Annotated in this window: 23 protein-coding genes and 1 pseudogene; 14 read left to right on the top strand and 10 right to left on the bottom strand. The window is 58.7% G+C overall.

All coding sequences use genetic code 11. From position 1 onward, the window contains the following. The first annotated feature begins 20 nt into the window (after positions 1–20). On the top strand, positions 21–353 hold the full coding sequence (locus ACG74X_RS02705; RefSeq protein WP_411232551.1) for a hypothetical protein: 333 nt from the start codon (positions 21–23) through the stop codon (positions 351–353). Positions 354–456: 103 nt separating this feature from the next. Here the strand turns inward: ACG74X_RS02705 and ACG74X_RS02700 are convergent, their stop codons facing one another. Further along, positions 457–1,377 carry a rhodanese-related sulfurtransferase gene (locus tag ACG74X_RS02700; protein ID WP_411232549.1) on the bottom strand — a complete coding sequence of 307 codons (921 nt, stop codon included), beginning with the start codon at positions 1,375–1,377 and terminating at the stop codon, positions 457–459. Between the two features lie 110 nt (positions 1,378–1,487). Between ACG74X_RS02700 and pncA the strand changes: the two genes are divergently transcribed. The 4 genes from pncA (at position 1,488) to ACG74X_RS02680 (ending at position 5,690) form a co-directional block, all read left to right on the top strand. Continuing rightward, positions 1,488–2,081: a bifunctional nicotinamidase/pyrazinamidase gene (gene pncA / locus ACG74X_RS02695; RefSeq protein WP_411232548.1), complete on the top strand. Its 594-nt coding sequence runs from the start codon at positions 1,488–1,490 to the stop codon at positions 2,079–2,081. An 87-nt stretch (positions 2,082–2,168) separates the two neighbouring features. After that, on the top strand, positions 2,169–2,624 hold the full coding sequence (locus ACG74X_RS02690; RefSeq protein ID WP_411232546.1) for a TerB family tellurite resistance protein: 456 nt from the start codon (positions 2,169–2,171) through the stop codon (positions 2,622–2,624). Between the two features lie 60 nt (positions 2,625–2,684). Continuing rightward, the gene (gene pncB / locus ACG74X_RS02685) at positions 2,685–3,977 is read left to right on the top strand and encodes a nicotinate phosphoribosyltransferase (protein WP_411232545.1); all 1,293 of its coding nucleotides are present in this window, start codon (positions 2,685–2,687) and stop codon (positions 3,975–3,977) included. A gap of 51 nt (positions 3,978–4,028) precedes the next feature. Then, on the top strand, positions 4,029–5,690 hold the full coding sequence (locus ACG74X_RS02680; RefSeq protein WP_411232543.1) for a hypothetical protein: 1,662 nt from the start codon (positions 4,029–4,031) through the stop codon (positions 5,688–5,690). Here the strand turns inward: ACG74X_RS02680 and ACG74X_RS02675 are convergent, their stop codons facing one another. The 4 genes from ACG74X_RS02675 to ACG74X_RS02660 form a co-directional block, all read right to left on the bottom strand. Continuing rightward, positions 5,691–6,668 (bottom strand): sterol desaturase family protein, encoded by a 978-nt coding sequence (locus ACG74X_RS02675; protein WP_411232542.1) that lies wholly within the window; start codon positions 6,666–6,668, stop codon positions 5,691–5,693. A 41-nt stretch (positions 6,669–6,709) separates the two neighbouring features. Continuing rightward, positions 6,710–7,936, bottom strand: coding sequence for an MFS transporter (locus ACG74X_RS02670; protein WP_411232540.1), 1,227 nt, complete (start codon positions 7,934–7,936; stop codon positions 6,710–6,712). A gap of 181 nt (positions 7,937–8,117) precedes the next feature. Then, the gene (gene cueR / locus ACG74X_RS02665) at positions 8,118–8,510 is read right to left on the bottom strand and encodes a Cu(I)-responsive transcriptional regulator (RefSeq protein WP_411232538.1); all 393 of its coding nucleotides are present in this window, start codon (positions 8,508–8,510) and stop codon (positions 8,118–8,120) included. Continuing rightward, entirely contained in the window at positions 8,507–10,951 is a 2,445-nt protein-coding gene (locus ACG74X_RS02660) for a heavy metal translocating P-type ATPase (RefSeq protein ID WP_411232536.1), read from the bottom strand. The genes cueR and ACG74X_RS02660 overlap by 4 nt, the downstream gene beginning before the upstream one ends. A 210-nt stretch (positions 10,952–11,161) precedes the next feature. Here ACG74X_RS02660 and ACG74X_RS02655 point away from each other — a divergent pair. Both ACG74X_RS02655 and ACG74X_RS02650 read left to right on the top strand, forming a co-directional pair. Next, positions 11,162–11,536, top strand: a pseudogene (locus ACG74X_RS02655) (NYN domain-containing protein); the annotation flags it as partial. 21 nt (positions 11,537–11,557) lie between these two features. Continuing rightward, positions 11,558–11,821, top strand: coding sequence for a hypothetical protein (locus tag ACG74X_RS02650; protein WP_411232886.1), 264 nt, complete (start codon positions 11,558–11,560; stop codon positions 11,819–11,821). On the opposite strand, the gene rlmN is transcribed toward ACG74X_RS02650, so the two are convergent. Both rlmN and ACG74X_RS02640 read right to left on the bottom strand, forming a co-directional pair. Then, positions 11,818–13,005, bottom strand: a complete 1,188-nt coding sequence (rlmN, locus tag ACG74X_RS02645; RefSeq protein ID WP_411232534.1) for a 23S rRNA (adenine(2503)-C(2))-methyltransferase RlmN — start codon at positions 13,003–13,005, stop codon at positions 11,818–11,820. The two genes, ACG74X_RS02650 and rlmN, sit on opposite strands and share 4 nt — an antisense overlap. An 84-nt stretch (positions 13,006–13,089) precedes the next feature. Further along, positions 13,090–13,623 (bottom strand): invasion associated locus B family protein, encoded by a 534-nt coding sequence (locus ACG74X_RS02640; RefSeq protein WP_411232532.1) that lies wholly within the window; start codon positions 13,621–13,623, stop codon positions 13,090–13,092. A 174-nt stretch (positions 13,624–13,797) separates the two neighbouring features. Between ACG74X_RS02640 and ACG74X_RS02635 the strand changes: the two genes are divergently transcribed. Further along, positions 13,798–14,796, top strand: coding sequence for an asparaginase (locus tag ACG74X_RS02635; protein ID WP_411232530.1), 999 nt, complete (start codon positions 13,798–13,800; stop codon positions 14,794–14,796). Here ACG74X_RS02635 and serB read toward each other — a convergent pair. Beyond that, positions 14,786–15,658 (bottom strand): phosphoserine phosphatase SerB, encoded by an 873-nt coding sequence (gene serB / locus ACG74X_RS02630; RefSeq protein ID WP_411232528.1) that lies wholly within the window; start codon positions 15,656–15,658, stop codon positions 14,786–14,788. The two genes, ACG74X_RS02635 and serB, sit on opposite strands and share 11 nt — an antisense overlap. 298 nt (positions 15,659–15,956) lie before the next feature. Here serB and ACG74X_RS02625 point away from each other — a divergent pair, with 298 nt between their 5' ends. From ACG74X_RS02625 to ACG74X_RS02615, 3 genes are all read left to right on the top strand, one after another. Then, positions 15,957–17,132, top strand: a complete 1,176-nt coding sequence (locus ACG74X_RS02625) for a phosphoserine transaminase (protein WP_411232526.1) — start codon at positions 15,957–15,959, stop codon at positions 17,130–17,132. Positions 17,133–17,211: 79 nt separating this feature from the next. Next, on the top strand, positions 17,212–18,807 hold the full coding sequence (gene serA / locus ACG74X_RS02620) for a phosphoglycerate dehydrogenase (protein ID WP_411232525.1): 1,596 nt from the start codon (positions 17,212–17,214) through the stop codon (positions 18,805–18,807). Positions 18,808–18,885: 78 nt separating this feature from the next. Beyond that, on the top strand, positions 18,886–19,623 hold the full coding sequence (locus ACG74X_RS02615; RefSeq protein ID WP_411232524.1) for a metallophosphoesterase family protein: 738 nt from the start codon (positions 18,886–18,888) through the stop codon (positions 19,621–19,623). Here ACG74X_RS02615 and ACG74X_RS02610 read toward each other — a convergent pair. Beyond that, positions 19,610–20,620, bottom strand: a complete 1,011-nt coding sequence (locus tag ACG74X_RS02610) for a cytochrome d ubiquinol oxidase subunit II (RefSeq protein WP_411232523.1) — start codon at positions 20,618–20,620, stop codon at positions 19,610–19,612. The two genes, ACG74X_RS02615 and ACG74X_RS02610, sit on opposite strands and share 14 nt — an antisense overlap. 5 nt (positions 20,621–20,625) lie before the next feature. Further along, positions 20,626–22,011, bottom strand: coding sequence for a cytochrome ubiquinol oxidase subunit I (locus ACG74X_RS02605; protein WP_411232522.1), 1,386 nt, complete (start codon positions 22,009–22,011; stop codon positions 20,626–20,628). Positions 22,012–22,273: 262 nt separating this feature from the next. On the opposite strand from ACG74X_RS02605, the gene smpB reads away from it, so the two are divergent. The 3 genes from smpB to ACG74X_RS02590 all read left to right on the top strand — a co-directional run bounded on the left by smpB (position 22,274) and on the right by ACG74X_RS02590 (position 24,918). After that, positions 22,274–22,747: an SsrA-binding protein SmpB gene (gene smpB / locus ACG74X_RS02600; RefSeq protein ID WP_411232521.1), complete on the top strand. Its 474-nt coding sequence runs from the start codon at positions 22,274–22,276 to the stop codon at positions 22,745–22,747. A gap of 129 nt (positions 22,748–22,876) precedes the next feature. Beyond that, a complete protein-coding gene (gene sseA / locus ACG74X_RS02595; RefSeq protein ID WP_411232519.1) occupies positions 22,877–23,734 on the top strand; it encodes a 3-mercaptopyruvate sulfurtransferase in 858 nt (285 codons plus the stop codon). Continuing rightward, entirely contained in the window at positions 23,734–24,918 is a 1,185-nt protein-coding gene (locus tag ACG74X_RS02590) for an aromatic amino acid transaminase (RefSeq protein WP_411232517.1), read from the top strand. Before sseA ends, ACG74X_RS02590 begins: the two co-directional genes overlap by 1 nt. Positions 24,919–24,922 lie beyond the last annotated feature (4 nt).

Here is a 24,922-nt window from a genome sequence, read left to right as displayed (position 1 = left end):
GGGTTTGTTAGGGTCTAATCATGATGTATAGGGCAGGTGTTTTCGGTATTTGTGTCGCGAGCACGGTCTGTGCCGACGCGCCAACCATCGACCAAGTCGAGGTCGACGGAATGCGTGTCTCTGTCACGATCTTACATCCAGACACGGGTTGGGATCACTACGCCGATGGCTGGCGGGTCGAGACGGCAGATGGAACAATCCTTGGCACGCGGGAATTGCTGCATCCGCATGTTGACGAACAGCCTTTCAGGCGCAGTCTGACCGTCAGCAATTTGCCGGGCGGGCCACTGTTTATCCGAGCCAAATGTTCGGTCGACGGGTGGTCTGAAACAACGGTTCCCCTCTCGCGCTGAGATTTTTCGTACGAAAAATCTTAGGCCCGGACATGTTGAAAAAAGGTGAAGGTCTTTGACCTATTGTTTCGCGTGCGAAACATTGAGACCGCACCGGACCTATTCAGAGATCGTCAATCACATCCGCATGCAGATGGCGTTCGCCGCGTTCTTCTGAAAGACGGATTTGCTTTTGCCGCTCGCGGAACCGCGTTTTGTCGTCTTCAGAGGTTTCGTTGACGCACTGATGACACGACACACCGTGTTCATATTCCGGTTTTTGTTGGTCTTCGGGCAGGATCGGGCGGCGGCAGGCGTAGCACAGTACATGCGGTCCTTCGGTGAGCCCATGACCAACAGACACGCGGGCATCGAATACGAAACAATCGCCGTGCCAAGTGCTGGCGTCTTGCGGCACCTCCTCAAGATATTTCAGGATACCACCCTTGAGGTGATACACGTCTTCAACGCCTTGACTGAGAAGGTAGTTGGTCGATTTTTCGCAGCGAATACCGCCGGTGCAGAACATCGCGATGCGTTTGTTATGAAACCGGTCCTTGTTCTTTTCCCACCATTCGGGGAATTCGCGAAAACTGGCCGTCTTGGGGTCGATGGCCCCATCGAAGGTTCCGATCGCCACTTCGTAATCATTGCGGGTGTCGATGACGGCCACATCCGGGCTTTGGATCAGTTCGTTCCAATCGTCGGGGGCCACGTAATGCCCGACACTGGCCCGCGGATCGACATCCGGGACGCCCATGGTCACGATTTCTTTCTTCAGCCGCACTTTCATGCGGTGGAAGGGACGCACCGACGCGGTTGAAAGTTTCCATTCCAGATTGACGCAGCCCGGCAAGGCGCGCAGATAGGTTAACAGGTGGTTGATGGCTGTCTCGGACCCGGCAACCGTGCCGTTGATGCCTTCATTCGCCAAAAGCAGGGTTCCGGTGATCTCGTTCTCACGACATACCGCAAGAAGCGGGTCGCGCAGGCTTTGCGGATCGTCGAACCGGGTGAAGTGATAGAGGGCGCAAACGGTAAACATGGGCGCGCAATTACGCCTGAAGCGGCTGTCGCGCAAGGTTCCGCAATGCCGCAACCCTTGACCCGCCCGCACTGGCTTTCTACCCAAGGGGCCCAACAGGAGAGATGCTTATGTCTGCGCTGATTGTTATTGATGTCCAAAACGATTTCTGCCCCGGCGGGGCGCTGGCCGTTCCCGAGGGCGATCTGATCATCCCCGGCATCAATGCGGCAATGGATGCAAGCGAGGCTGTTATTTTCACGCAGGATTGGCACCCGGCGCATCATAGTTCCTTTGCGTCGCAACATAACGGAAAATCGCCCTATGAAACGGTTGAGATGCCCTATGGGACACAGGTTCTTTGGCCGGATCATTGTGTGAGCGGAACGAAAGGGGCGGCGTTTCACACCGATCTGAACACCACCCGCGCCGAAATGGTCATTCGCAAAGGCTTTCGCCGCGACATTGACAGCTATTCGGCGTTTTTCGAAAATGATCACCGCACACCGACCGGTTTGGAGGGATATCTGCGCACGCGTGGCATCACAGATCTGACGCTTGTCGGTCTGGCGACGGATTTCTGCGTTGCCTATTCCGCGATTGATGCCGCAAAGCTGGGGTTCAGTGTCACGGTTCAGCTTGATCTGTGTCGCGCGATTGATCTTGAAGGATCACTGGAGGCTGCGAAAACGCAGATGGCAGATGCCGGTGTGCGTCTTGTGTAACGTTATGCGCCCACGCCCGTAGCAAGGCTTGCCGCATCGGCATTGCCGGGTAAAAATGAGCAGATCAGTCACAAAAGGCACCCAGCCATGTTCGACCGAATCCTTGCCCTGTTTGACCGGGCTGTCCCGCAAACAGAACTTCCACCGGCGGATGCCCAATTTGCCTTTGGGGCGCTGATGGTGCGCACGGCGTTGGCTGACAACACATACCTATTCAAAGAGGTTCGGGAAATCGACCGGGTTCTGGCCAAGATGTACGATCTTGGCCCGCTTGATGCTGCGAAAATGCGGGCTCAATGTGAAAAGCTAGAGCAAGAGTTGCCACGAACCGCCGACCTGGCCGCCATTCTCAAAGATGCGACCACGCAGCGCGACCGGGAACAGGCCGTCGCTGCGATGTGGGATGTTGTTTATGTCGATGGCAACCGTCACGTAAGCGAGCTGTCGATCGTGAGCGAGATCGCCGAACGATTGGGTGTCAGCGAAGAACGCTGCGAAGCCATCCGGCAGCACGAGCTGGCGAATTGGGACAAAACCCACTGAGGCTGGACAAGTCTGCCTGCGGTTGGTCTAAGCGATGCGCCTGCGCCTTCGGAGACCGTCATGGTTGATATTGCTACCCGAGTCTGGAACCACAAATGGAAGATCGACCCGATTGTGCGGTCGCTCATTGATACGGATTTCTACAAATTGCTGATGTGTCAGTCCGTGTTTCGTAACAAGCGCGACACTCAGGTGACATTCAGCCTGATCAACCGGTCACAACATGTCCCCCTAGCCAAGCTGATCGACGAAGGAGAGCTGCGCGAGCAGTTGGATCATATCCGGTCACTGGCCTTGCGCCGCAACGAAAGCACCTGGCTGCGGGGCAATACGTTTTATGGCAAACGTCAGATGTTCCGCTCTGATTTCATGGAGTGGTTCGAGGGTCTGCGCTTGCCGCCGTATCATCTTGAACGCGTCGGGGATCAGTATGAGCTCACCTTTGAGGGCGCGTGGCCCGAGGTGATGCTGTGGGAAATTCCGGCGTTGGCTGTGCTGATGGAGCTGCGCGGCCGGGCGGTTTTGAATGACATGGGCCGGTTCGAGCTTCAGGTGCTTTATGCACGCGCTATGACGAAGCTATGGGAAAAAATCGAGCGGCTTCGCGAGGTGCCGGATCTGCGCATTGCCGATTTCGGGACGCGCCGCCGACATTCCTTTCTGTGGCAGGATTGGTGCGTGCAAGCGATGTTCGAAGGGCTTGGCGACAGCTTTGTGGGAACATCGAATTGTTTGATTGCCAAGAACCGCGACCTTGAGGCGATTGGCACCAATGCGCATGAATTGCCGATGGTCTATGCCGCCTTGGCCAAAGATGATGCCGCGTTGAAACAAGCGCCGTATGACGTGCTGGCGGATTGGCACGAAGAGCATGACGGCAACCTGCGCATGATCCTGCCCGATACCTACGGCACCGACGGCTTTCTGAAGGATGCCCCGGATTGGTTGGCGGGCTGGACGGGAATCAGGATCGATTCCGGTGATCCCGCAACAGGGGCCGAAACCGCCATTCGGTGGTGGAAGGACCGGGGTGAAGACCCGACGCAGAAGCTTGTGATCTTTTCCGACGGGCTGGACGAGACCAAGATCCTCGAACTGCACGCGCAGTTTGCCGGTCGCGTGCGGGTGTCGTTCGGCTGGGGAACGCTGCTGACCAATGACTTCCGAGGTCTGACCCCGGATGACCGTCTCGCGCCATTTTCGCTGGTGTGCAAAGCGATCGAAGCGGATGGGCGTCCGACGGTTAAACTATCTGACAATCCCAACAAGGCGATGGGGCCGGCAGATCAGATCGACCGCTATAAACGGGTGTTCGGGGTCGGCGAACAGGCCGCGCAACAGGTTTTGGTGTAACGTGTCATCCGGACTCTTTCTGCGATTCCCACCATGATTGGAATAAGGCCCATGACGAGAGCCCTTTTTGTCAAAGCTATCGCCGTCATGTGCCTGTGGCTTGCACCGCTTTTTGCCGCGTCGGACAGCAAGGCGGAGGGTTTGTTTCTGGGCCTGGCGCAGATTGCAGACTGGTCAACGCAGCATGCGTTTCTTGATGTGATGAAAACGGCACGTCCCTGGATCGGGCATCGACCGGGCCAATGGGGTGGCGTGTCCTTTGAAGAGCTGCAGGACCGCGGTTTGCTGGACAAGACCGGATGGCCGACCGCTATTCCCGATGATGTGGTCGCGGTGGAAAGCCTGATCCTGACAGACCAGCCACGAGAGGCGCAGCATCTGCGCGGGCGCTACCATGTGTTTTACGACGGCACTGGCCGGTTCGAAATCACCGGGCGGGGGCGTGTCATCAGCCGCGAAACCGGGCATCATATCTTTGATTACACGCCGGGCGATGGGTTGGTCGGGCTGCGGATCTCAGAGACGGACCCGTCTGATCCAATCCGCAACATCCGCGTTGTGAAAGACGACCATCTTGACCTGTTCAACGCAGGTTCGGTGTTCAACCCCAGATGGACCAAGCGATTGGCAGGTGTTGAAGGCCTGCGCTTTATGGATTGGATGGGCACCAACGATTCCCCGATCCGAACCATCGAGGATCTGCCAACCACTGCGGATTTCACCTATGTGTGGCGGGGCGTGCCACTTTCGATGATCATCGCTCTGGCGAACGAATTAAAGGTCGATCCGTGGCTGAATATCCCGCATCTGGCTGATGATGCCGTGGTTGAACAGATGGCGCGCGATGTCAAAGCGCAACTGGAGCCGAACCGCGCAGTATATGTGGAATATTCCAACGAGGTCTGGAACTTTATCTTTGCGCAAGCGCGCTGGGCGCAGGCGCAGGCCGAAGAGCGCTGGGGCGATGTGGATGATGGCTGGATGCAATTCTACGGCCTGCGCGCGGCGCAGGTGATGGACATCTGGGCCCGCGTGTTCGGCGCGTCCGCCGACACCCGGCTGGTGCGGGTGATCGGGGCACATACCGGCTGGCCGGGATTGGAAGAGCCGATGTTGCGCGGTGCATTGGCCCGTGCGGCGTTGGGACGCGATCCGGTCACGTCCTTCGATGCCTATGCCGTGACCGGGTATTTTGGCTATGAGCTGAGCGATCCTGCCACGACCGATGCGCTTTTGGATGCTGCCGAGGCCCGTGCGCGGGATGCTGGCGCGGCTGACGGCTTGTCACGTGTGGCGCTGCGGGAATATGTCCGGGCCAACCGGTTTGATGGCGTGTTTGCCGATGTGGCGCAACTGGTCCGGGAGGGAACATTGGCGTCTTTGATCAGCGAATCCTGGCCGCATCACGCACAGGCTGCGCGTGACCATGGGCTTGCTCTTGTGATGTATGAAGGCGGAACGCATGCAGCGGCCAATTGGGACGCCGTTGACAATGAACGGCTGGTCGCGTTCCTTGCGGCATTCAATTACTCCAACGAGATGGGCGCGCTTTACGAAACCGTGCTGGCGGCGTGGTCAGACATTGCCGACAGTCCGTTCAACGCTTTTGTCGATGTCGCCCCGCCCAGCCAATGGGGCAGCTGGGGCGCGCTGCGTCATCTTGATGACAGCAACCCGCGTTGGGATGCGTTGCAGGATATAGTGATCGACTGATTATCCCATCATCCGCTTGCGGCGTTCCCTGATCTTCTCATTCGCCGCTTCGGTCCCGTCATGGAACGATCCGAACAGCTTGTCCCACGGGATTTCGAGCGAGCCGTAATTACATTCGAAATAGCGGTGGTGCATCTGGTGGTGGAAGGTTCCCAGCGCGAGGCGGTTCTTGTCTTTGACGACCAGCCCTTCGAACCCTGTGTGCGTCGTAGCGGCGGTCAGGGCGTAGTATTGCAGGTGGTAGAGGATGTGCACCGGGCCCGAGGGCACGATGAAGTGGATCAGGACAGAGCCAAGGAAGATCACATGCTCGACCGGGTGCATGGACATGCCCGACCACGGCCCGACATTGATGTTCCGGTGATGCAGCGAATGGACGTGTTTGTAGAAGAATGGAATGTGCAGGAAGCGGTGGATCCAGTAGAAATAAAAGCTCTCCCAGACCGGGATCAGGAAGAAGAGCGCGATGAACCAGATCGGGTTTGAGGCAAACGTGATCATCGGCGCATAGCCGTTGGCCATGGCCCAGAACAGCAGCGCTTCGTAGATCGTCCAGATCGTGACACCGCTGGCCAGTGTCCAGAACATATTGTCCCGGATTTGCCCGCCCAGCGTGAACTGCTTGCCGTTCTTCATCAACGGGCGCGGGTCGTAGCGCAGTTTCTTGCCTTGCTTGGTGAAGGTGTAGAAATAGAGGTGCAACCCGCCTGCCACCAGCGTCATCAGGATCAGGTTGCGCGCATACATCTCGGCCACCCAGCCGAAGGCGAGGGTTTGGGTTTCCTCAAGTGGTGGTTGGAAAAACGTCAGCGAGATGAACGCGATACCCACGATGATCAGGCGTTCCGAGATCAGGAACCACGAATCCCAAAACCAGCGCAGGATGGCCATCGGCTTAAGCGGCCACTGGAACAGCGGCGACACCTGAAGCGGGACGTTTGGCGTGTGGTTCCAGCCTTTGAGCGGTGCGTCAGACATGGCACAAGCCTGTCAGAAGATCGGGCCCGTGGATAGTTGTTTTATTGCGCCGGCACCGCCTGCATATCGCCGCCGCGTTGGCTGCGGTAGAGGATCAGGATCATGATGCCGATATTTAGGCCGTTCCAGATAATGCCGTTCAGAAACGCCCATTGATAGCTTCCGGTGAGGTCGTAAATCACGCCCGAGACCCATCCGCCCAATGCCATGCCGAAGATCGTCATCATCATGACAAACCCCACGCGCGCACCCGCCTCTTTTGTGGGCATGTATTCGCGGACGATGATGGCGTAGCTGGGCACGATACCCCCTTGGCTGAGGCCGAAAATCAAGCTGACCACGTAAAGCGAGACAAGGCCCCCTGCGGGCAAATACAGGAAAAGCGCGATGCATTGCAGGGTCGATCCGATAAGAAGTGTCGGGATGCCTCCGAACCGGTCGGCAAGTGTGCCCGAGATCAGGCGCGACACCACACCGCCAAGCAGCATCAGCGACAGCATTTCGGCACCGACCACCGCGCCGAAACCATAGTCCACGCAAAGCGCCACGATATGTACTTGCGGCATGGACATCGCCACGCAGCAGCCCACACCCGCGACGCCTAGCATCATCTGCAACTGGCGCGGGGTAAAGCCGCTGGCTTTGGTCCGAAGGGCGGATTGGGTGTCTGCGATGCGCATCGCATCCTCTGGCAAGCTGCGTCGCAGCAGCAGAGCCAGCGGCGGCACTGTCAAGATGGTGACGATCCCGATGGCAGAATAGCTCCAGCGCCAGGAGTCGCCGCCCCCCACCGCTTCTAGTGCGAGGGGCCAGACCGATCCGGAAAGGTAGTTGCCCGACGCCACCAGCGCCACGGCGATGCCCCGGCGTTTCAGAAACCACTTCGACAGGTCTGCGATCAGCGGGCCGAACCCGATGGCCGACGCAAAGCCGATAAAGAACTGCAGAAAGATCAGCACCCATAGCGTGGGGCTTAGCGCCGCCAGGATATAGGTGATGGCGACAGCCACACTGCACACCGACAGGGTCAGCGCCACACCAAAACGGTCCACGGCACGGCCCACGACAAAATTGCCAAGGGCAAACCCGATCATGGTCAGCGTATAAGGGATCGACACATCCGCACGGTTGGCGGCGAATTCCGCCTGGACCGCAGGCATGACCACGATGGGAATCCAGATGCCCACATTGATCACAATCGCGATCAACACTGTGACCATCAGGCGGAACCAGGAATACCGGCTATCAAGAACGGAGGGATCAGACATGATGCCACCTTAGTGGCTGCATCCGACAGCGCCAGTGCGATTATGACGCCTCTGTTCGGGACGATCTTTTGTTGCGCAGAGCAGTCTTATCAACGGGTGAGGTTAATTGAGACCAGATGATTTGGGGGCGCTGCCCCCGGCCTTGCGGCCTCCCCCGGGATATTTCTGGCAAGAAGATGGATCAGGGCTGTTCGGCAGCAAGGTCTTTTAGGATCGGGCAGTCGGGGCGGTTGTCCCCGGCGCAGGAATGGACAAGGTCGGACAGCGTGTCGCGCATGGATTGCAGCTGGGTGATCTTGTCTTCGATCTTGTGCAGATGCGCTTCGGCGAGTTGTTTCACATCGGCGCTGGCGCGGGTCTGGTCCTCGTAGAGTGTGAGCAACGTGCGGCAGTCCTCGATGGTGAAGCCAAGCGCGCGGGCGCGGCTGAGGAAGGCGAGTTTGTGCACATCGCTGTCGCGGAAAGCGCGGTAGCCATTGGCATCGCGCGGGGGTTTCACGAGGCCGATGTCCTCGTAATAGCGGATGGTTTTCGCGGGCAGGCCCGCGCGTTGGGCGACCTCTCCGATGTTCATGCCGGGGCCTCTTGGTAGGTTTGGGTTTGCGCGTCGCTTTGCGCGGCGGCGATGGTGCGCAGGCGCAGGGCGTTGGTGACGACGAACACCGAACTGAGCGCCATTGCGGCGGCCCCGAGCATGGGGGACAGCAGGATGCCGAAGGCCGGATAGAGCACACCCGCCGCAACCGGGATCAGCGCGGTGTTGTAGGCGAAGGCCCAGAACAGGTTTTGCCGGATGTTGCGCATGGTCTTGCGCGAGGCCTCAACGGCGTTGACAACACCCGAGACGCGGCCGGAGGACAGCACGATATCGGCGGCCTCTATCGCCACGTCCGTGCCGGTGCCGATGGCAAGGCCGGTTTCGGCTTCGGCCAGAGCGGGCGCGTCGTTGATGCCGTCGCCGACGAACGCCACGGGTCCGAACCGGGTGCGCAGGTCTTTGATGGCGTCGACCTTGCCATCGGGCAGGACGCCTGCGGTCACATGGTCGATGCCGAGTTGCTGCGCGATGGCCGTGGCGGCGGCCTCGTTATCGCCCGAGATCATGGCGACCGTCAGACCCTGGGCGTGCAGCGCGTCGATGGCGGGTTTGGCGCTTGGTTTGATTTGGTCGGCGACGGCGAAGACAGCGGCGGCGGTGCCGTCGATGGCGAGGCAGACAAGGGAATGGCCTTTGGTGGCGTAGGCCTGGATTGCCCCTTGCAGACCGCTCGTGTCGATGCCGCGCGAGGTCAGCAAACGCTCGGACCCGACAAGGATTGTCTGCCTGTCGATCTGTGCGCTAAGGCCGTAGCCGGGGATGGTTTCGGTTTCGGCCTTGGGCAGCGTGTCCGGCGCGGCGGTCAGGATCGCGAGGGCGATGGGGTGGTCCGAGCTTTGCTCGACCGCGGCGGTGAGGGTTAACGCCTGTGCAGGGTCGATGCCCGGCAGGGTGGTCTGGTCCACCAGGGTGGGGCGGCCCTCGGTCAGGGTGCCGGTCTTGTCGAAGGCGATGACCTTGGCCGCATCCAGCCGTTGCAACGCATCGCCCTTGCGGAAGAGCACACCCAGTTCGGCGGCGCGGCCTGTGCCGACCATGATCGAGGTGGGCGTGGCAAGCCCCATGGCGCAGGGGCAGGCGATGATGAGCACCGCAACGCCCGCGGTCAGCGCATAGCTGAGGTCCGGGCCAAAGATCAGCCAGACCACGATGGTCAGCGCGGCAATGGCAAGCACGACAGGCACGAAGATGCGCACGACCTGATCGGCGAGCGCCTGAATGGGCAGTTTCGCACCCTGCGCGGTTTGCACCATGTCGATGATGCGGGCGAGCACGGTGTCTTGCCCCACGGCGGTGGCGCGATAGGTCAGCGGGGCGTTGCCGTTGATCGTGCCGCCTGTCACCGCATCGCCTTCGGATTTTGACACGGGCACGGGTTCGCCGGTGATCATGCTTTCGTCAACGAAAGATGTGCCGTCGGTCACGATCCCATCCACGGCGATGCGCGCGCCGGGGCGGGCTTCGATCAGGTCGTCGGTCTGGATTTCGGCCAACGGGCGTTCTGTAAACGCCCCGTCGCGCAGCACGCGCACGGTGTCGGGGCGCAGGCCGACCAGATGGCGGATCGCGGCCCCGGTGCGGCCCTTGGCGCGTGCCTCCATCCAGCGGCCAGCGAGGATCAGGGTGACGATCACGGCGGCGGCTTCGAAATACACGGCGCGGGTGCCTTCGGGCAAAAGCGCGGGGGCGAAGGTGGCGATGGTCGAGAACACCCAGGCCGCGCCTGTGCCAAGCGCCACAAGGCTGTTCATGTCGGGCGTGCCTTTGAAGAGAAGCGGCAGGCCGATGCGGAAGAAGCGGCGACCGGGCCAGACGAGCACCAGAGTGACCAGCACGAATTGCAGCACCCAGAAGGTCTGCATCCCGATGGTGCCCATGATCGCGTGGTGGATCGGCGGGAACAGATGTCCGCCCATTTCGGTCAGGAAGACCGGAAGCGTCAGCGCACCCGCGATGAGCGTGTCGCGCCTGAGCGGGGAGATCTCGTCAGTCTCTTGCGGTGTGTCGGACGTGACCGGGGTGGCGTTATAGCCCGTCTGGCTAACGATATCTGCAAGTTTTGCGGGGGTGATTGCGCCGTCGAGGATGCGAACCTCTGCCGTTTCTGTGGCGAGGTTGACGGAAGCGGCCACGACGCCCTCCGTCTCTTGCAGCGCGCGTTCGACGCGGCCCACGCAGGACGCGCAGCTCATGCCGGTGATCTTGAGCCGGTGCGTGATTTCGTGGGCAGGGTAGCCCGCGTCGGCAAGGGCAGCGGTCAGGGATGTCACCGGGGCGTCGCCCGTGACCTGCGCCGTGTGATTGGCGATGTTGACCGAGGCTTCGGAGACGCCATCGACGCCTTGCAACGCACGCTCGGCACGGCCCGCGCAGCCTGCGCAGCTGAGATTATCGACGGTGAAACGAAGCGTGGTCATGGGGCTGGTCCTTGTGGTTCCAGCCTCACATAAGGGTTCCAGCGACTGGAGGGTCAAGGGGCGGGTCGAGGAATTCCTGTCCGGGTGCGTTGCGCGCCCCATCCCGTTGAAACAGAAAGAGCCAAACAAACGGCACACTGTTGTTTGATGGTCAAATTATCGTCGAATTGATGTTGGACATTGTCGTCAGGCAACGAGGAACGTCCTGTTATGTCGAATTCAGTGGCTGTTTTTGTGGACGGGGACAACCTTTCAGCAAAGTTTGCAGGACGGATTTTGCGACGCGCCTCGTCCTTCGGCCATGCGACTGTTGCACGCGTGTATGGCAATGAGACTGCACTCGCGTGTTGGCGGGACGCGCCATCTTTTCAGTTTGTCTATTCTGGAAGCGGAAAAAACGCGACCGACGTTCTGCTGGCGATTGAGGCGGTCGATCATGTGCTTTCACAAACTGTGGACACTGTCTGTTTGTGCAGCTCTGATGCGGATTTTAAGCACCTTGCGCGGTTCATCCGTGCACGCAATGTGCAGGTTATCGGGATGGGAGAAGAGAAGACAACGCCTTGTTTGCGGCGGGCCTGTTCAGAATTTCAGGTGTTGGGGGACATGCCCGGGCCGAAAATTGCGCCTTTGCCGGTGTCGGACCTTGATCACAAGATCAAGTCCGTGATTGCCGCGCATAGCACCGAAGGCCGGGGAATGCGGGTGGCGGACCTCAATCCCGTGATGCGGCGATTGCATGGTACGTCGATCAGCGCAACGCCGGACAAGAATTGGCGGGCCTATTTTGCAAAACGTGACACGCTTTTCGAATTAGACCCAAGGGGACCTGACGCGCATGTGCGGTTCAAGCGAGACGCCTTCGTTTAACCGATACCTGTTTCGGCCGCGATCTGGGCCTTGCTTTTGCGGGCGCGTTCGGTGGCGGATTTCAACTGGCCGCAGGCGGCCATGATGTCTTCGCCGCGCGGGGTGCGGATGGGCGACGCGTAGCCTGCCTTGTAGATGATGTCGGCAAAGGCTTCGATCCGGGACCAGTCAGAGCGTTCATAGGGCGCGCCAGGCCATTCGTTGAAGGGGATCAAGTTGATCTTGGCCGGGATGCCTTTGATCAGTTTGACCAAACGGCGCGCGTCTTCGTCGGAATCGTTCACATCCTTGAGCATCACGTATTCAAATGTGATCCGCTCGGAGTTCGATTTCTTCGGATATTCGCGCAGCGCGTCCAGCAGTGTTTCGATATTCCAGCGCTTGTTGATCGGGACCAGCTTGTCGCGCACCTCGTCGGTGGTGGCGTGGAAGCTGACAGCCAGAAGGCAGCCTATTTCCTCGGCGGTCTTGGCGATCTCGGGTACAACGCCAGAGGTGGACAGCGTGATCCGACGGCGCGACAGGGCGATGCCTTCGCCATCCATCGCGATCTTCATCGCGTCGCGGACGTTGTCGAAATTGTAGAGCGGTTCGCCCATGCCCATCAGCACGATGTTCGACAGCAAACGCGGACCCGCTTCGCCGGTGCCAACACCCGGCTGCGGCCATTCCTCAAGATCGTCGCGGGCCAGCATGACCTGTCCGATGATCTCACCCGCCGTCAGGTTGCGGACCAGTTTTTGAGTGCCAGTGTGGCAGAACGAACAGGTGAGCGTGCAGCCGACCTGAGAGGAAATGCACAGCGTGCCGCGGTCGGTTTCGGGGATGTACACCACCTCAACCTCGTGCCCGCCTGCGATGCATACAAGGTATTTCCGTGTGCCGTCGGCCGAGACGTTTTTCGACACCATCTCGGGCACGGCGATGTCGAAATGCTCATCCAGCTGCGCGCGATACGCTTTGGCAAGGTTTGTCATCGCATGAAAATCGCGCACGCCCCATTGGTAGACCCATTGCCAGATCTGGTTGACCCGCATCTTGGCCTGCTTTTCGGGCGTGCCCATAGCAATGAGCGCCTCGCGCAAGGCGGGGCGCGTCAGGCCAACGATATTCGTCTTGCCACCCTCCGGCATCTTGCGGGGGATCGTCATTACGTCTTGGGTGATCGGTGCAGCGCCGGTCATGGGATGTGCCTTTTTCAGGATAAGACACGCCACATATAGGAGGGAATCGGTTTTGCCAAAGGGGAATGCGAAATTACCGCGCCTTTAAGATTGGCAGCGCTGCTCTGCATCCTCGACTGCCGCGGTGAACCCAAGAAGCGAAAACGTGTCTTTCGTGGTTGTTCCCCGCGCTGAACGGGCGGTCACAATTGCATTGGCCCCCCGCTTCATCGCGGTGACAATTTTGGAATCATCCTGTGGCGTTGCGGGCCAGGCCCATTCACCTTCGGTGAACAGCTCGAACTCGGTTCCACTGATATTCACGTTCACGGTTGATCCCGGCGCAAATGGATAGCCGCCGGTAAAGGCCACCTGACCCTGCACTTCGGCCCCGGGGCGGTAAAAGACCATCAACAGGATTTCGCCCCGTGTTACGGCAACGACGCGCCCGCCGCGTGTGTTCACGCTTTCTTTATACGTGGTCACGGCCCAGCATTCGCGCGGGTCCTGACCTTCAAACACGCTCCAATCGGTGATTGCGTTCACCCGGTTCGTGCTTGTTTCTTCCTGCGCCATGCTGGCTCCAGCAGACATCAGCGCCATTGCGCCGATTGCCATCCCGCCGATCCATGATTTCATGCGTCCAGCCTCCAGACCGTCCTTAGCCTCAACTCGTGTATACGTTGCAATATGGATTTGGTGTTTGATTATGTCACTGCAACTTTTCTCTCGACCCGGTTAGAATAGCCTGATTAATCACACCACTTAAAGCCCAATTGGCAGATTTTTGCCCATTCCCAGGGGGGATTTCCGATGACACAGGCGGCACCACTTGCCGAGATCTGGCGCGGTCCGTTTCTTGAAAGTGTTCATGCAGGACATGCGGTGATTTGTGACGGCACTGGCCAGATTGTCAGCGCATGGGGAAATCCGGACGCGGTGGTCCTTCCGCGCAGCTCGTCTAAGATGCTTCAGGCCCTGCCATTGGTCACATCAGGCGCGGCGGACACGGCTGGTTTGGGCGCTGAACATCTGGCACTGGCCTGCGCATCCCATCAGGGAGCCCCGCGTCATGTTGACCGGGTCAATCAGTGGCTGTCCGATCTTGGCCTGACCGACAATGCCTTGCAATGCGGCCCGCAGGAAAGCCGCGATGCCGATCTGCGGATCGATATGATTCGCGCGAAAAAATCCCCCTGCCGCGTACACAACAATTGCTCGGGCAAACACGCGGGCTTTCTGACCCTGGCGCATCATCTTGAGGCAGGTCCAGATTACGTAGCACCCGACCACCCGGTTCAAACGGCATGTCGGGACGCGTTTGAAACCGTCACAGGGATGGACTCCCCAGGATTTGGCATAGACGGGTGTTCCGCGCCGAATTTTGCCACCACGATGCACGGCATGGCGCGGGCGATGGGCTGGTTTGCCACCGCAGGCCAACGCTCTGATCGCCTAAGCAAAGCGGCGACCCGTCTGACAGAGGCGATGTACACGCATCCCGATCTTGTTGCCGGAGACGGCCGCGCCTGCACGCGCCTGATGCGTGCGTCACAAAACCCGATCGCTTTGAAAACCGGGGCAGAGGGGTATTTTATCGCGATTCTGCCCCGTCACGGTCTGGGAATTGCAGTCAAGGCTGCCGATGGTGCAACGCGCGCTGCCGAATGTGCCATCGCAGCGCTTTTGGTTCGGCTAAAGGTGCTGCACCCGGCGCATCCGGATGTGGCGGCGTTCCTCAACCCGGCTATTGTCAACTGGGACGGGTTGGTGACTGGCGAAATCAAACCCGCGCCCGGCCTTATGGCGTGACAAACGCCTCTCGGTCATACCCCTGCAGGAAAAGCAGGGCGGTCAGATCTCCGTGATTGATGCGTATCTTTGCTTGCGCCTGCACACTGGGTTTTGCGTGCAGCGCAACTCCTGTGCCGGCGCGGTGCAACATGCCAAGATCGTTGGCCCCGTCTCCGACGGCCAGAACATCGTCTTCGGCAATGCCACGCGATGCGGATATCTCTGCCAAGGCCGCGACCTTTGCATCACGCCCCAGGATGGGGCGGCCGACATCGCCGGTCAACATGCCATCCATTTCTGACAATGTGTTGGCCCGGTTTTCGTCAAATCCCAGCAAGGCTGCCACCCGTTGGGTAAAGGCGGTGAAGCCACCAGACACCAGGGCGGTATAGGCGCCATTGGCCTTCATCGTCGCCAGCAGGGTCAATCCGCCGGGCATCAGCGTGATCCTGTCCGCAAGCACCTGATCCACCGCGGCAACGGGCAAATCCCTAAGCAACCTGACCCGTTCGATCAAGGCACCTTCAAAATCAAGCTCGCCGTTCATGGCGCGTGCGGTGATGTCCCTGACCTGGTCTCCGACACCGGCAACCTCGGCCAGTTCATCAATACATTCCTGCTGGATCATAGTGCTGTCCATATCGGCAAGCAGCATCTTCTTGCGCCGCCCCTTTGTGCGCTGCACAACCAGATCCACCCCTTGCTCCTGTAGGGCGCTTGCACTGTGCGAGAGCGTGTCAGGCACAGACGGCATGTCAAATTCGGCGGCCTCATCCGGCGACAGCCAAACCAGATCCCCACCGCCCCAGGCGTTGCGCAACGCGTCCCCCAAAGCGGGATCAAGCGTGCCCGGTTTTGCTATCAAAGTCGCGGTCCACATGGTTGTATCCTTGGCAGTTTTCTGGCGCTCTACAGATGGCGCGAAAAAACGTCAGACGGAATACATTTTCATGGCATTCCCGTCTTCTTTTTCAAAATATGCCCGCCGGAGGCACCAACGCTCTACACGCAAGCGACGTTTGGAAAGTTTCCGATCCGCAACGGATGCGCCGGATCAGATCGGCGACTTCGGCCCATTTGATCCAAATTCCGGCTTGTGTGCTGCGGCGCTGCCGCATAGACCCGTGGGTGGGACACCCCTCCCCAACGAGGGGCGCTTATCTGGAAGGGTAGCATAAATGGCTATGTCACAACCGGCAACGCGGCCGGCCTCTAAACCTGTTGCTGTACCAGCAAATCCGCGTTTTTCTTCTGGCCCCTGTGCCAAACCCCCCGTTTTCAAACTCGATAACCTTGCGGACGCGCCCTTGGGGCGGTCGCACCGCGCGGCTGTTGGCAAAGATAAACTCAAAGCCGCGATTGATCAGACGCGTGCCGTTCTGGGTGTGCCTGCGGATTACAAAATCGGCATCGTGCCGGCCTCTGACACCGGTGCCTATGAAATGGCAATGTGGACCATGCTGGGTGAGCGTCCGGCGGAAATGGTCGCGTGGGAGAGCTTTGGCGCAGGCTGGGTGACGGATGCGGTCAAACAGCTGAAGATCGAGCACACCGTCCACACCGCCGACTATGGCGAAATCGTCGATATGGCGGCGTTGAACTATAACAATGACGTCTGTTTTACATGGAACGGGACAACCTCGGGTGTGCGCATGCCCAACGGGGATGCGATCCCGGCGGATCGATCGGGGCTGACGCTGTGTGATGCAACCTCTGCCGCGTTTGCGATGGACCTGCCGTGGGACAAGCTCGATGTGACCACCTTTTCCTGGCAGAAAGTGCTGGGCGGAGAGGCAGCGCATGGGATGCTGATCCTGTCGCCGCGGGCGGTTGCGCGGCTTGAAAGCTACACACCGCCATGGCCGCTGCCCAAGATTTTCCGCCTCACCAAAGGTGGTAAACTGATAGACGGTATCTTTAGCGGCGCAACGATCAACACGCCGTCGATGTTATGTGTCGAAGACTATCTGCAAGCGCTGGATTGGGCGCGGTCTGTCGGTGGCCTGACGGGTTTGATCGCACGGGCCAATGCCAATGCGCAGGCAATCTGGGATTTCTGCGACGCGCATGACTGGATCGCCAATCTGGCGGTGGACCCGGCAACGCGGTCCAACACCTCTGTGTGCCTGAAGTTCACGGATGACCGGATCACCGATGGCGCGGCGTTTGCCAAAGCTGTTGCAAAGCGGCTGGAGGCAGAGGCCGTGGCGTTCGATATTGGCGCGTATCGGGATGCCCCGGCCGGGCTGCGCATCTGGTGCGGTGGCACCGTGGAAACATCGGATATCGAAGCGTTGTTGCCCTGGCTTGACTGGGCGTTCCACGCTGAAATCGAGGCACTGTCACACGCCTGACAAAGCGCGTGCCATCAGACACCGACCCAAGGTGCGTCCTGCCACGCACCTTTTCCCACTCTTTCTAAAGGACCAAGATATGGCTCCCCGTGTACTTATCTCTGACAAACTCTCTGACGCCGCCGTGCAAATCTTCAAGGATCGCGGCATTGATGTGGATTTCCAGCCGGACCTTGGCAAGGATAAAGACAAGCTGGCCGAAGTGATCGGCCAATACGATGGTCTGGCGATCCGCTCGGCCACCAAGGTGACGCCGACAATCCTTGCGGCCGCCGATAAGCTCAAGGTCATTGGCCGGGCTGGCATCGGGACTGACAATGTCGACAAGGATGCCGCCTCCAAAAAGGGCGTGATCGTCATGAACACACCCTTTGGCAATATGATCACCACCGCCGAACATGCCATCGCGATGATGTTTGCCGTCGCGCGTCAGATCCCCGAAGCCAGCGCCTCCACCCATGCCGGTAAATGGGAAAAGTCCAAATTTATGGGGGTTGAACTGACGGGCAAGACATTGGGCGTCATCGGCGCGGGCAATATTGGCGGCATCGTCTGTGACCGCGCGCGTGGTCTCAAGATGAAGGTTATTGCCTATGACCCGTTTCTTGGCGAAGAAAAGGCCGAAAAGATGCAGGTCGAAAAGGTGGACCTCGACGCGTTGCTCGAACGTGCCGATTTCATCAGCTTGCATGTGCCTTACACCGATCAGACGGCAAACATCCTGTCTGCCGAAAATCTTGCCAAAACCAAGCAAGGCGTGCGCATCATCAATTGCGCGCGGGGCGGATTGGTTGATGAAGACGCGCTTGCCGCGCTTCTGAAATCCGGCCATGTGGCCGGGGCGGCGTTTGATGTGTTCAAAGAAGAGCCTGCCAAAGACAACCCTCTGTTCAACTTGCCCAATGTCGTCTGCACCCCGCATCTGGGGGCTGCGACGACCGAGGCGCAGGAAAACGTGGCGCTGCAAGTGGCCGAGCAAATGGCGAATTATCTGCTGACCGGGGCGGTTGAAAACGCGCTCAATATGCCATCTGTCACGGCAGAAGAGGCGAAGGTCATGGGCCCCTGGATCAAGCTTGCCGACCATCTGGGAAGCTTTATCGGCCAGATGACCGATGAGCCGATCAATGCGATCAACATCCTTTATGATGGGGCGGTCTCGGATATGAATCTTGAGGCGCTGAACTGTTCTGCGATTGCGGGGATCATGAAGCGGGTGAACCCGGATGTGAACATGGTCAGTGCGCCCTTGATTGCGGCAGAGCGTGGGATCAAGATCAGCACCACGAACCAGGCCAAGTCAGGCGCGTTTGAGGGCTATATCAAATTGACCGTCGTTACGGACAAACGCGAACGGTCGATTGCCGGGACGGTATTCAGCGACGGCAAGCCGCGGTTTATTCAAATCAAGGGCATCAATATCGACGCCGAGATCGGAGCCCACATGATCTATACAACCAACGAAGATGTTCCCGGAATAATCGGTGCATTGGGTCAAACAATGGGGTCGCATGGCGTGAACATCGCGAACTTCACATTGGGTCGGGCAGATGTGAAGGGCGAGGCCATCGCGCTTTTGTATGTCGATGAACCCGTTCCGGCCAATGCGCTGAAGGCTCTGAATGACACGGGCTTGTTCACGCAGGTGAAGCCGCTGCAGTTTGATGTCGCCTGACAATTCCACGGTTTGTCAGACGAAAAGCAAAGGGCGGTGCGCATTGCGCCGCCCTTAGCTGCGTGCGAAACATTGCGCATGACACAGGCTCTTTACGCGATTGGTGATATTCATGGCCAGCTTGGTATGCTGGAAACCGCTTTGGCCCGGATTGACGCGGATGGCGGGCGCGATGCACGGGTGGTTTTTCTGGGTGACTATGTGGATCGCGGGCCCGACAGCAAAGGCGTGATTGACACGCTTGTCCAAGGACAGGCCGCCGGGCGGGATTGGGTCTGCCTCAAAGGCAATCATGATCGGTTCTTTGAATGGTACGTTGAACCTGATGGCCCCCGGTTCGATCCACATTTGCTGGTTGGATATCACTGGTTTCATCAAGCCATTGGCGGGGTCGAGACGATTGCATCCTATGACGTCTACATTCCCGACCGTATTCGCAAAGCCGATCTTGCTGCGATCTTGCGCGATGCGGTGCCCGACACGCACAAGGCATTCTTACGGGGCCTGAACACCTCACATCAAGAAAACGGGTATTTCTTTGCCCATGCTGGAATTCTTCCCGGTGTGCCGTTTGACCAGCAGGATGAACAAGACCTTCTTTGGATCAGGCAGGAGTTTCATGCAGACAAACGCGATCATGGCGCGGTTGTGGTGCATGGGCACACACCGGTTGATGCGGTGGAACGCTATCCGAACCGCATCAACCTCGATACAGGTGCGGGATACGGCCGCCCGCTTTCTGTGATCTGTATCGAAGGCGATGAGGTGGTTGAGCTGACGGCACAAGGCCGCCAGCGCGTTCCTAGTCGTAGCTGAGCGTCGTCGCTTTGCCGCGGAACACCGTGTAAGCCAGCGCGGTGTAGCCCAGGATCATTGGCAGCACGAAGACCGTTCCAATCAGGATAATGAATAGGCTCTCCGGCGCGCTTGCGGCTTCGTAGATGGTCAATTGTTCCGGCACGATGAACGGGTAGAACGAATAGGCCATCCCAAAAAAGCCAAGCACGAACAGCACAATCGTGGCCGCAAAGGGGAACCATGCAAAGCTGTCGTCGCTTGTCGGCAGGCGGCGGAGTGCGATCCAAAGCAAGACGATCAACGCGCCGGACATGAGCGGCAGGGGCAACAGAAAGAAGACCTCTGGCATCGAAAACCACTTGTCGAAGATGCGCGGACTGACCCATGGCGACGCAAGAGACACGGCTCCAAGTCCAAGCACGACACCCCAGATCCCGCCTTTGGACCATTCAACAGCTTTCTTTTGCAGTGCGCCATCGGTTTTCAGGATCAACCACGTTGCCCCGATGAACGAATACGCCACGGTCAGGAACACAGCCGTCACGCAGGCAAAAAACAATGTAAAGGGCGTGATCTGCAAGCCCATGATGTAAAGCCCCAGCATGTAGCCCTGGCTGAGCGATGTCATCATAGAGCCGATGTAGAAAGCATTGTCCCAAGCCCGTTTGTGCGGGGCCGGTGCCTTGACGCGAAATTCAAACGACACCCCCCGCAGGATCAACCCGATCAGCATGATTGCAACCGGAAGGTACAGCGCAGTGAGGATTGTGCCGTGGGCCGTAGGAAACGCCACCAGCAGGATGCCAATGGCAAGAACAAGCCAGGTTTCATTTGCGTCCCAGAACGGGCCGATGGACGCGATCATGCGGTCCTTTTCGTCGGCTTCGGCAAAAGGGAACAGCACACCGACGCCAAGATCAAACCCGTCCAGCACCACATAGATCAGGATCGACGCGCCCATGAGGCCGGCAAAGGCCAAGGGCAGCCAGATTTCGGGATCACCAAATAGATACATGTCGATCACTCCGCTGCCAGTGTGACGGGTGCCTCTTGCGAGACAGGCGCGCGTTTGCCAATAGGTTCGCCTTTGCTCGCTTTGCGTGCGAGGTAGAACAGCACGCCGATATACGCAAAGAGCAGTGCCGCATACACGACGAGGTATGCGATCAACGTGCTTGCAACCATAGGTGCGGGCACGTCAGCAACCGCGGCTTCGGTGGTCAGGACGCCTTGCACAAGCCAGGGCTGGCGGCCGATTTCCGTTGTGTACCATCCGGCAAGCGTTGCGACCCAGCCCGAGAACGCCATTGGCACCATCGCATAGAGCATTGGTTTGGGCAGGCCCTCTACACCACGCCGTTTCCGCGCCATAAAGAACACCGATGCCCAGCTGAGCAATAGCATCGCCATCCCGGTTGCAACCATGATGCGGAAGCTGAAGAAGACCGGCGCGACGGGGGGATGTTTGACCGTGCCGTCTTCCAGAATAAAGTCATTCAAACCCGGCACGATGCCGTCTGCCGAATGTTTAAGAATAAGAGACGCGCCGTTTGGGATGCCAATTTCATGATCGTTAGAGCGGGTGTCTTCATTCGGGATCGCGAACAGCACCAGTGGCACGTTCGGGCCGGTTTCCCAATTGCCCTCCATGGCAGCGACTTTCTGGGGCTGATGTTCCAGAGTGTTGAGGCCATGAAAATCGCCGGCGAGAATTTGCAACGGGATCAGAACCGCGCCGATGGTGAGGCCCGTTTTCAGCGTTGCCCGAACGCCGGCAGAGCGATCACCGATCAGCCAGCGGAACGCGCTGAGCCCTGCCAGCAAAAACGCCACGGTCAGACCGGAGGCCAGCAGCATATGCACCAGTCGATAGGGCATGGATGGGTTAAATATGATTGCCAGCCAATCGGTCGCATAGGCCACGCCATCACGCATTTCGAACCCGGCCGGCGTGTGCATCCATGAGTTCAGGACCAGAATCCAGAACGCTGACATGGTGGTCCCAAAGGCGACCAGAAAGGTCGACAACGTGTGTAACCAGCTTGGCACTTTGGACATCCCAAACAGCATGATGCCCAGAAACACAGCTTCCAAAAAGAAGGCGGTCATCACTTCATATGCCAACAATGGCCCCGCGATATTGCCGACGGATTCCATAAAGCCCGGCCAGTTGGTGCCAAACTGGAACGACATCGTGATGCCACTGACCACACCCATCGCAAAGCTGAGCGCAAAGACTTTGACCCAAAAGCGATAGGCTTCCAGCCACTTTTGCTCTTGCGTGCGGGTGAACCGCAATTTGAAAAACAAAAGCACCCATCCCAGCGCGATGGTGATCGTTGGGAACAGGATATGAAACGAAATATTGGCACCGAATTGGATGCGCGAAAGGATCAGTGTGTCCATGGACCAGCAACCTTGTTGACCGTTTGGTTTATAAGTTAGGTCTGGAATGCAGCTTTAAAGCAACCTGCGACGGACGGGCGCGCGACAGGTTGTCGAGCGTGTGCAACCTTTTGAAAATGAATGTGTTTACCAGCACCCGTTCGATATCGGCCAGCAATTTTCGAAGGGCTGCCGGGTTTGCACGCTTGTGGCGGAGAAACCGTTTCAAACTGGACCCGTTCTCCTATATCTACAGCTCTTGCGGAATAAGGAGACCGCTGTCATGGCCAAGCCGAAAGAGAACCCGAATTACAAGGTGATCGCCGACAATCGCCGTGCGCGGTTTGATTATGCAATTGAAGATGACCTTGAGGTTGGGATTGTCCTGCAGGGGTCTGAGGTGAAATCCCTGCGCGAAAACAGCGCCAATATCGCCGAGAGTTATGCCGCGGTCGAGGACGGAGAGCTGTGGCTCGTCAATTCTTATATCGCGCCCTATAACCGCGCGATGTTTCCGCACGAGGAGCGCCGCCGCCGTAAACTATTGGTGTCGCGCAAAGAGTTGGCAAAGCTGTGGAACGAGACCCAGCGCAAGGGTATGACGCTTGTCCCTTTGGTGATCTACTTCAACCACAAGGGTATGGTGAAGATGAAGATTGGCATCGCCAAGGGTAAAAAGATCCACGACAAACGCGAAACGCAGGCCAAGCGCGATTGGGGTCGCCAGAAACAGCGATTGCTCAAAACCGGCGGCTGATTCACACAGCCGTACCTGACCGGGTGGCCGGGAACGCAGCGATACCCCATGATAACGGGCAGGCGGGTTGGTCTTGCGCGTGGCGCGGGCCGCTCTTATGCAGGGGCAACTCCAGTTCCGAGGGCGCAAATGGCACAAGACGATCCCAAAACACTTGTTTCCACCGCTTGGCTGGCCGCACATATGCGGGACCCAGATCTTCGCATTCTGGACGGGTCAATGTATATGCCCGACAGCGGGCGGGATGCCAAAGCGGAATATGACGCCGGTCACATCCCGGGCGCGCGGTTTTTCGACATTGATGATATCTCCGACAGCCGGTCTGAGCTGCCACATATGGTCCCGCCCATCGAAAAGTTCATGTCGCGGATGCGGGCAATGGGCATTGGTGATGGGCATCAGGTGGTGGTGTATGACGGGGCCGGTCTGTTTTCAGCAGCGCGGGTTTGGTGGCTGTTCAAGCTTATGGGGCAGAATGACATAGCTGTTCTGGATGGCGGGCTGCCCAAATGGGTGGCCGAAGGCCGCGACCTGGAAGACATGCCGCCGATGATCCGTGACCGTCACATGACGGTGCGACGTCAGGCGCATCTTGTGCGTGACGTGACACAGGTGTCTGCGGCGTCAAAACTGGGGGATCACGAAATCATTGATGCGCGGTCCGCCGGACGCTTTCGGGGGGAAGAGCCGGAGCCACGCCCGGGGTTGCGGCCCGGACATATCCCCGGTTCGAAAAACGTTCACTACGCCTCGCTTTTGCGGGAAGACCAGACCATGAAATCGGTCGAGGAAACACGGGCGATTTTCGAAGCGGCGGGTGTTGACCTGTCGCGTCCTGCAATCACCACCTGCGGGTCCGGTGTGACGGCAGCGATCCTGTCGCTTGCGATGGCGCGCATGGGTAAAGAAAACCATTCCTTATATGACGGGTCATGGTGCGAATGGGGCCAGTTTCCCACCGTACCTGTGGCCACTGGAGATGACTGATGTTTGAAACGCTGAAAGAACAACCTGCGGATAAAATCCTGGCGCTGGTTCAGACATTTCGCGAAGACCCGCGCGAGGGCAAGATTGATCTTGGTGTCGGCGTCTACAAGGATGCCACCGGCAACACGCCGATCATGCGCGCGATCAAAGCCGCAGAAAAGCAGCTTTGGGAAACCGAGACAACCAAGGCCTATACCGGGCTTGCGGGTGATCCGGCCTTTGCGGATGCGATGATTGCGATGGTTCTGGGCGATGCCGTGCCGCGCGCAAATGTGGCGGCTGTGGCAACACCGGGGGGCACCGGAGCGGTGCGCCAGGGTTTTGACATGATCCGCATGGCGAACCCGACCGGGCGGGTCTATGTCAGCAATCCGACTTGGCCGAACCACTTGTCGATCCTCAAGCATATGGGGATGAACATGGTGCCCTATCGCTATTTCGACGACGAGACGCGCGGTGTGGATTTCGACGGGATGATGGCCGATCTGGCAAAAGCCGGGCCGGGTGATATCGTGCTGGTGCATGGCTGCTGTCACAACCCGACGGGTGCGAACCTGAACATGACGGAATGGCAGGCGCTGGTGGATTTGCTGGTCAAAACCGGTGCGACCCCGATGGTCGATATTGCGTATCAGGGCTTTGGTGATGGGCTGGACGAAGACGCGGCGGCAACGCGTCTGATCGCGTCCTCGGTGCCTGAAACCATCATCGCGGCAAGCTGTTCCAAGAATTTCGGGATTTACCGCGAGCGGACAGGTATCTTGATGGCTGTGTCTCAAAACCCTGCGGCGCATAAGCTGAATCAGGGAACCTTGGCCTATCTCAATCGTCAGAACTATTCCTTTCCGCCCGATCATGGCGCGCGGTTGGTGACGATGGTTCTGAACGACAACGCCCTGCGTGCCGATTGGGCGGAAGAACTGGAAGAGGTGCGCAACTCTATGCTGGGTCTGCGGGAATTGCTGGCGGCTGAATTGCAGAAAGCGTCCGGGTCAGACCGGTTCGGCTTTATCGCCCAGCACCGTGGCATGTTCTCGCGGCTTGGCGCGTCGCCTGAACAAGTGGACAAGCTGCGCGAGGATCATGCGATTTATCTGGTTGGCGACTCGCGTTTGAACATTGCCGGTTTGAACAAGGACACCGTGCCGATCCTTGCCAAGGCAATAATCGATGTGGGGATTTAAGCCC

The organism is Marivita sp. S0852 (assembly GCF_046591575.1).
Taxonomy (GTDB): Bacteria; Pseudomonadota; Alphaproteobacteria; order Rhodobacterales; family Rhodobacteraceae; genus Marivita.
Note: the sequence above shows the minus strand (reverse complement) of the source record. Positions and strands in the feature narration are given on the sequence as shown.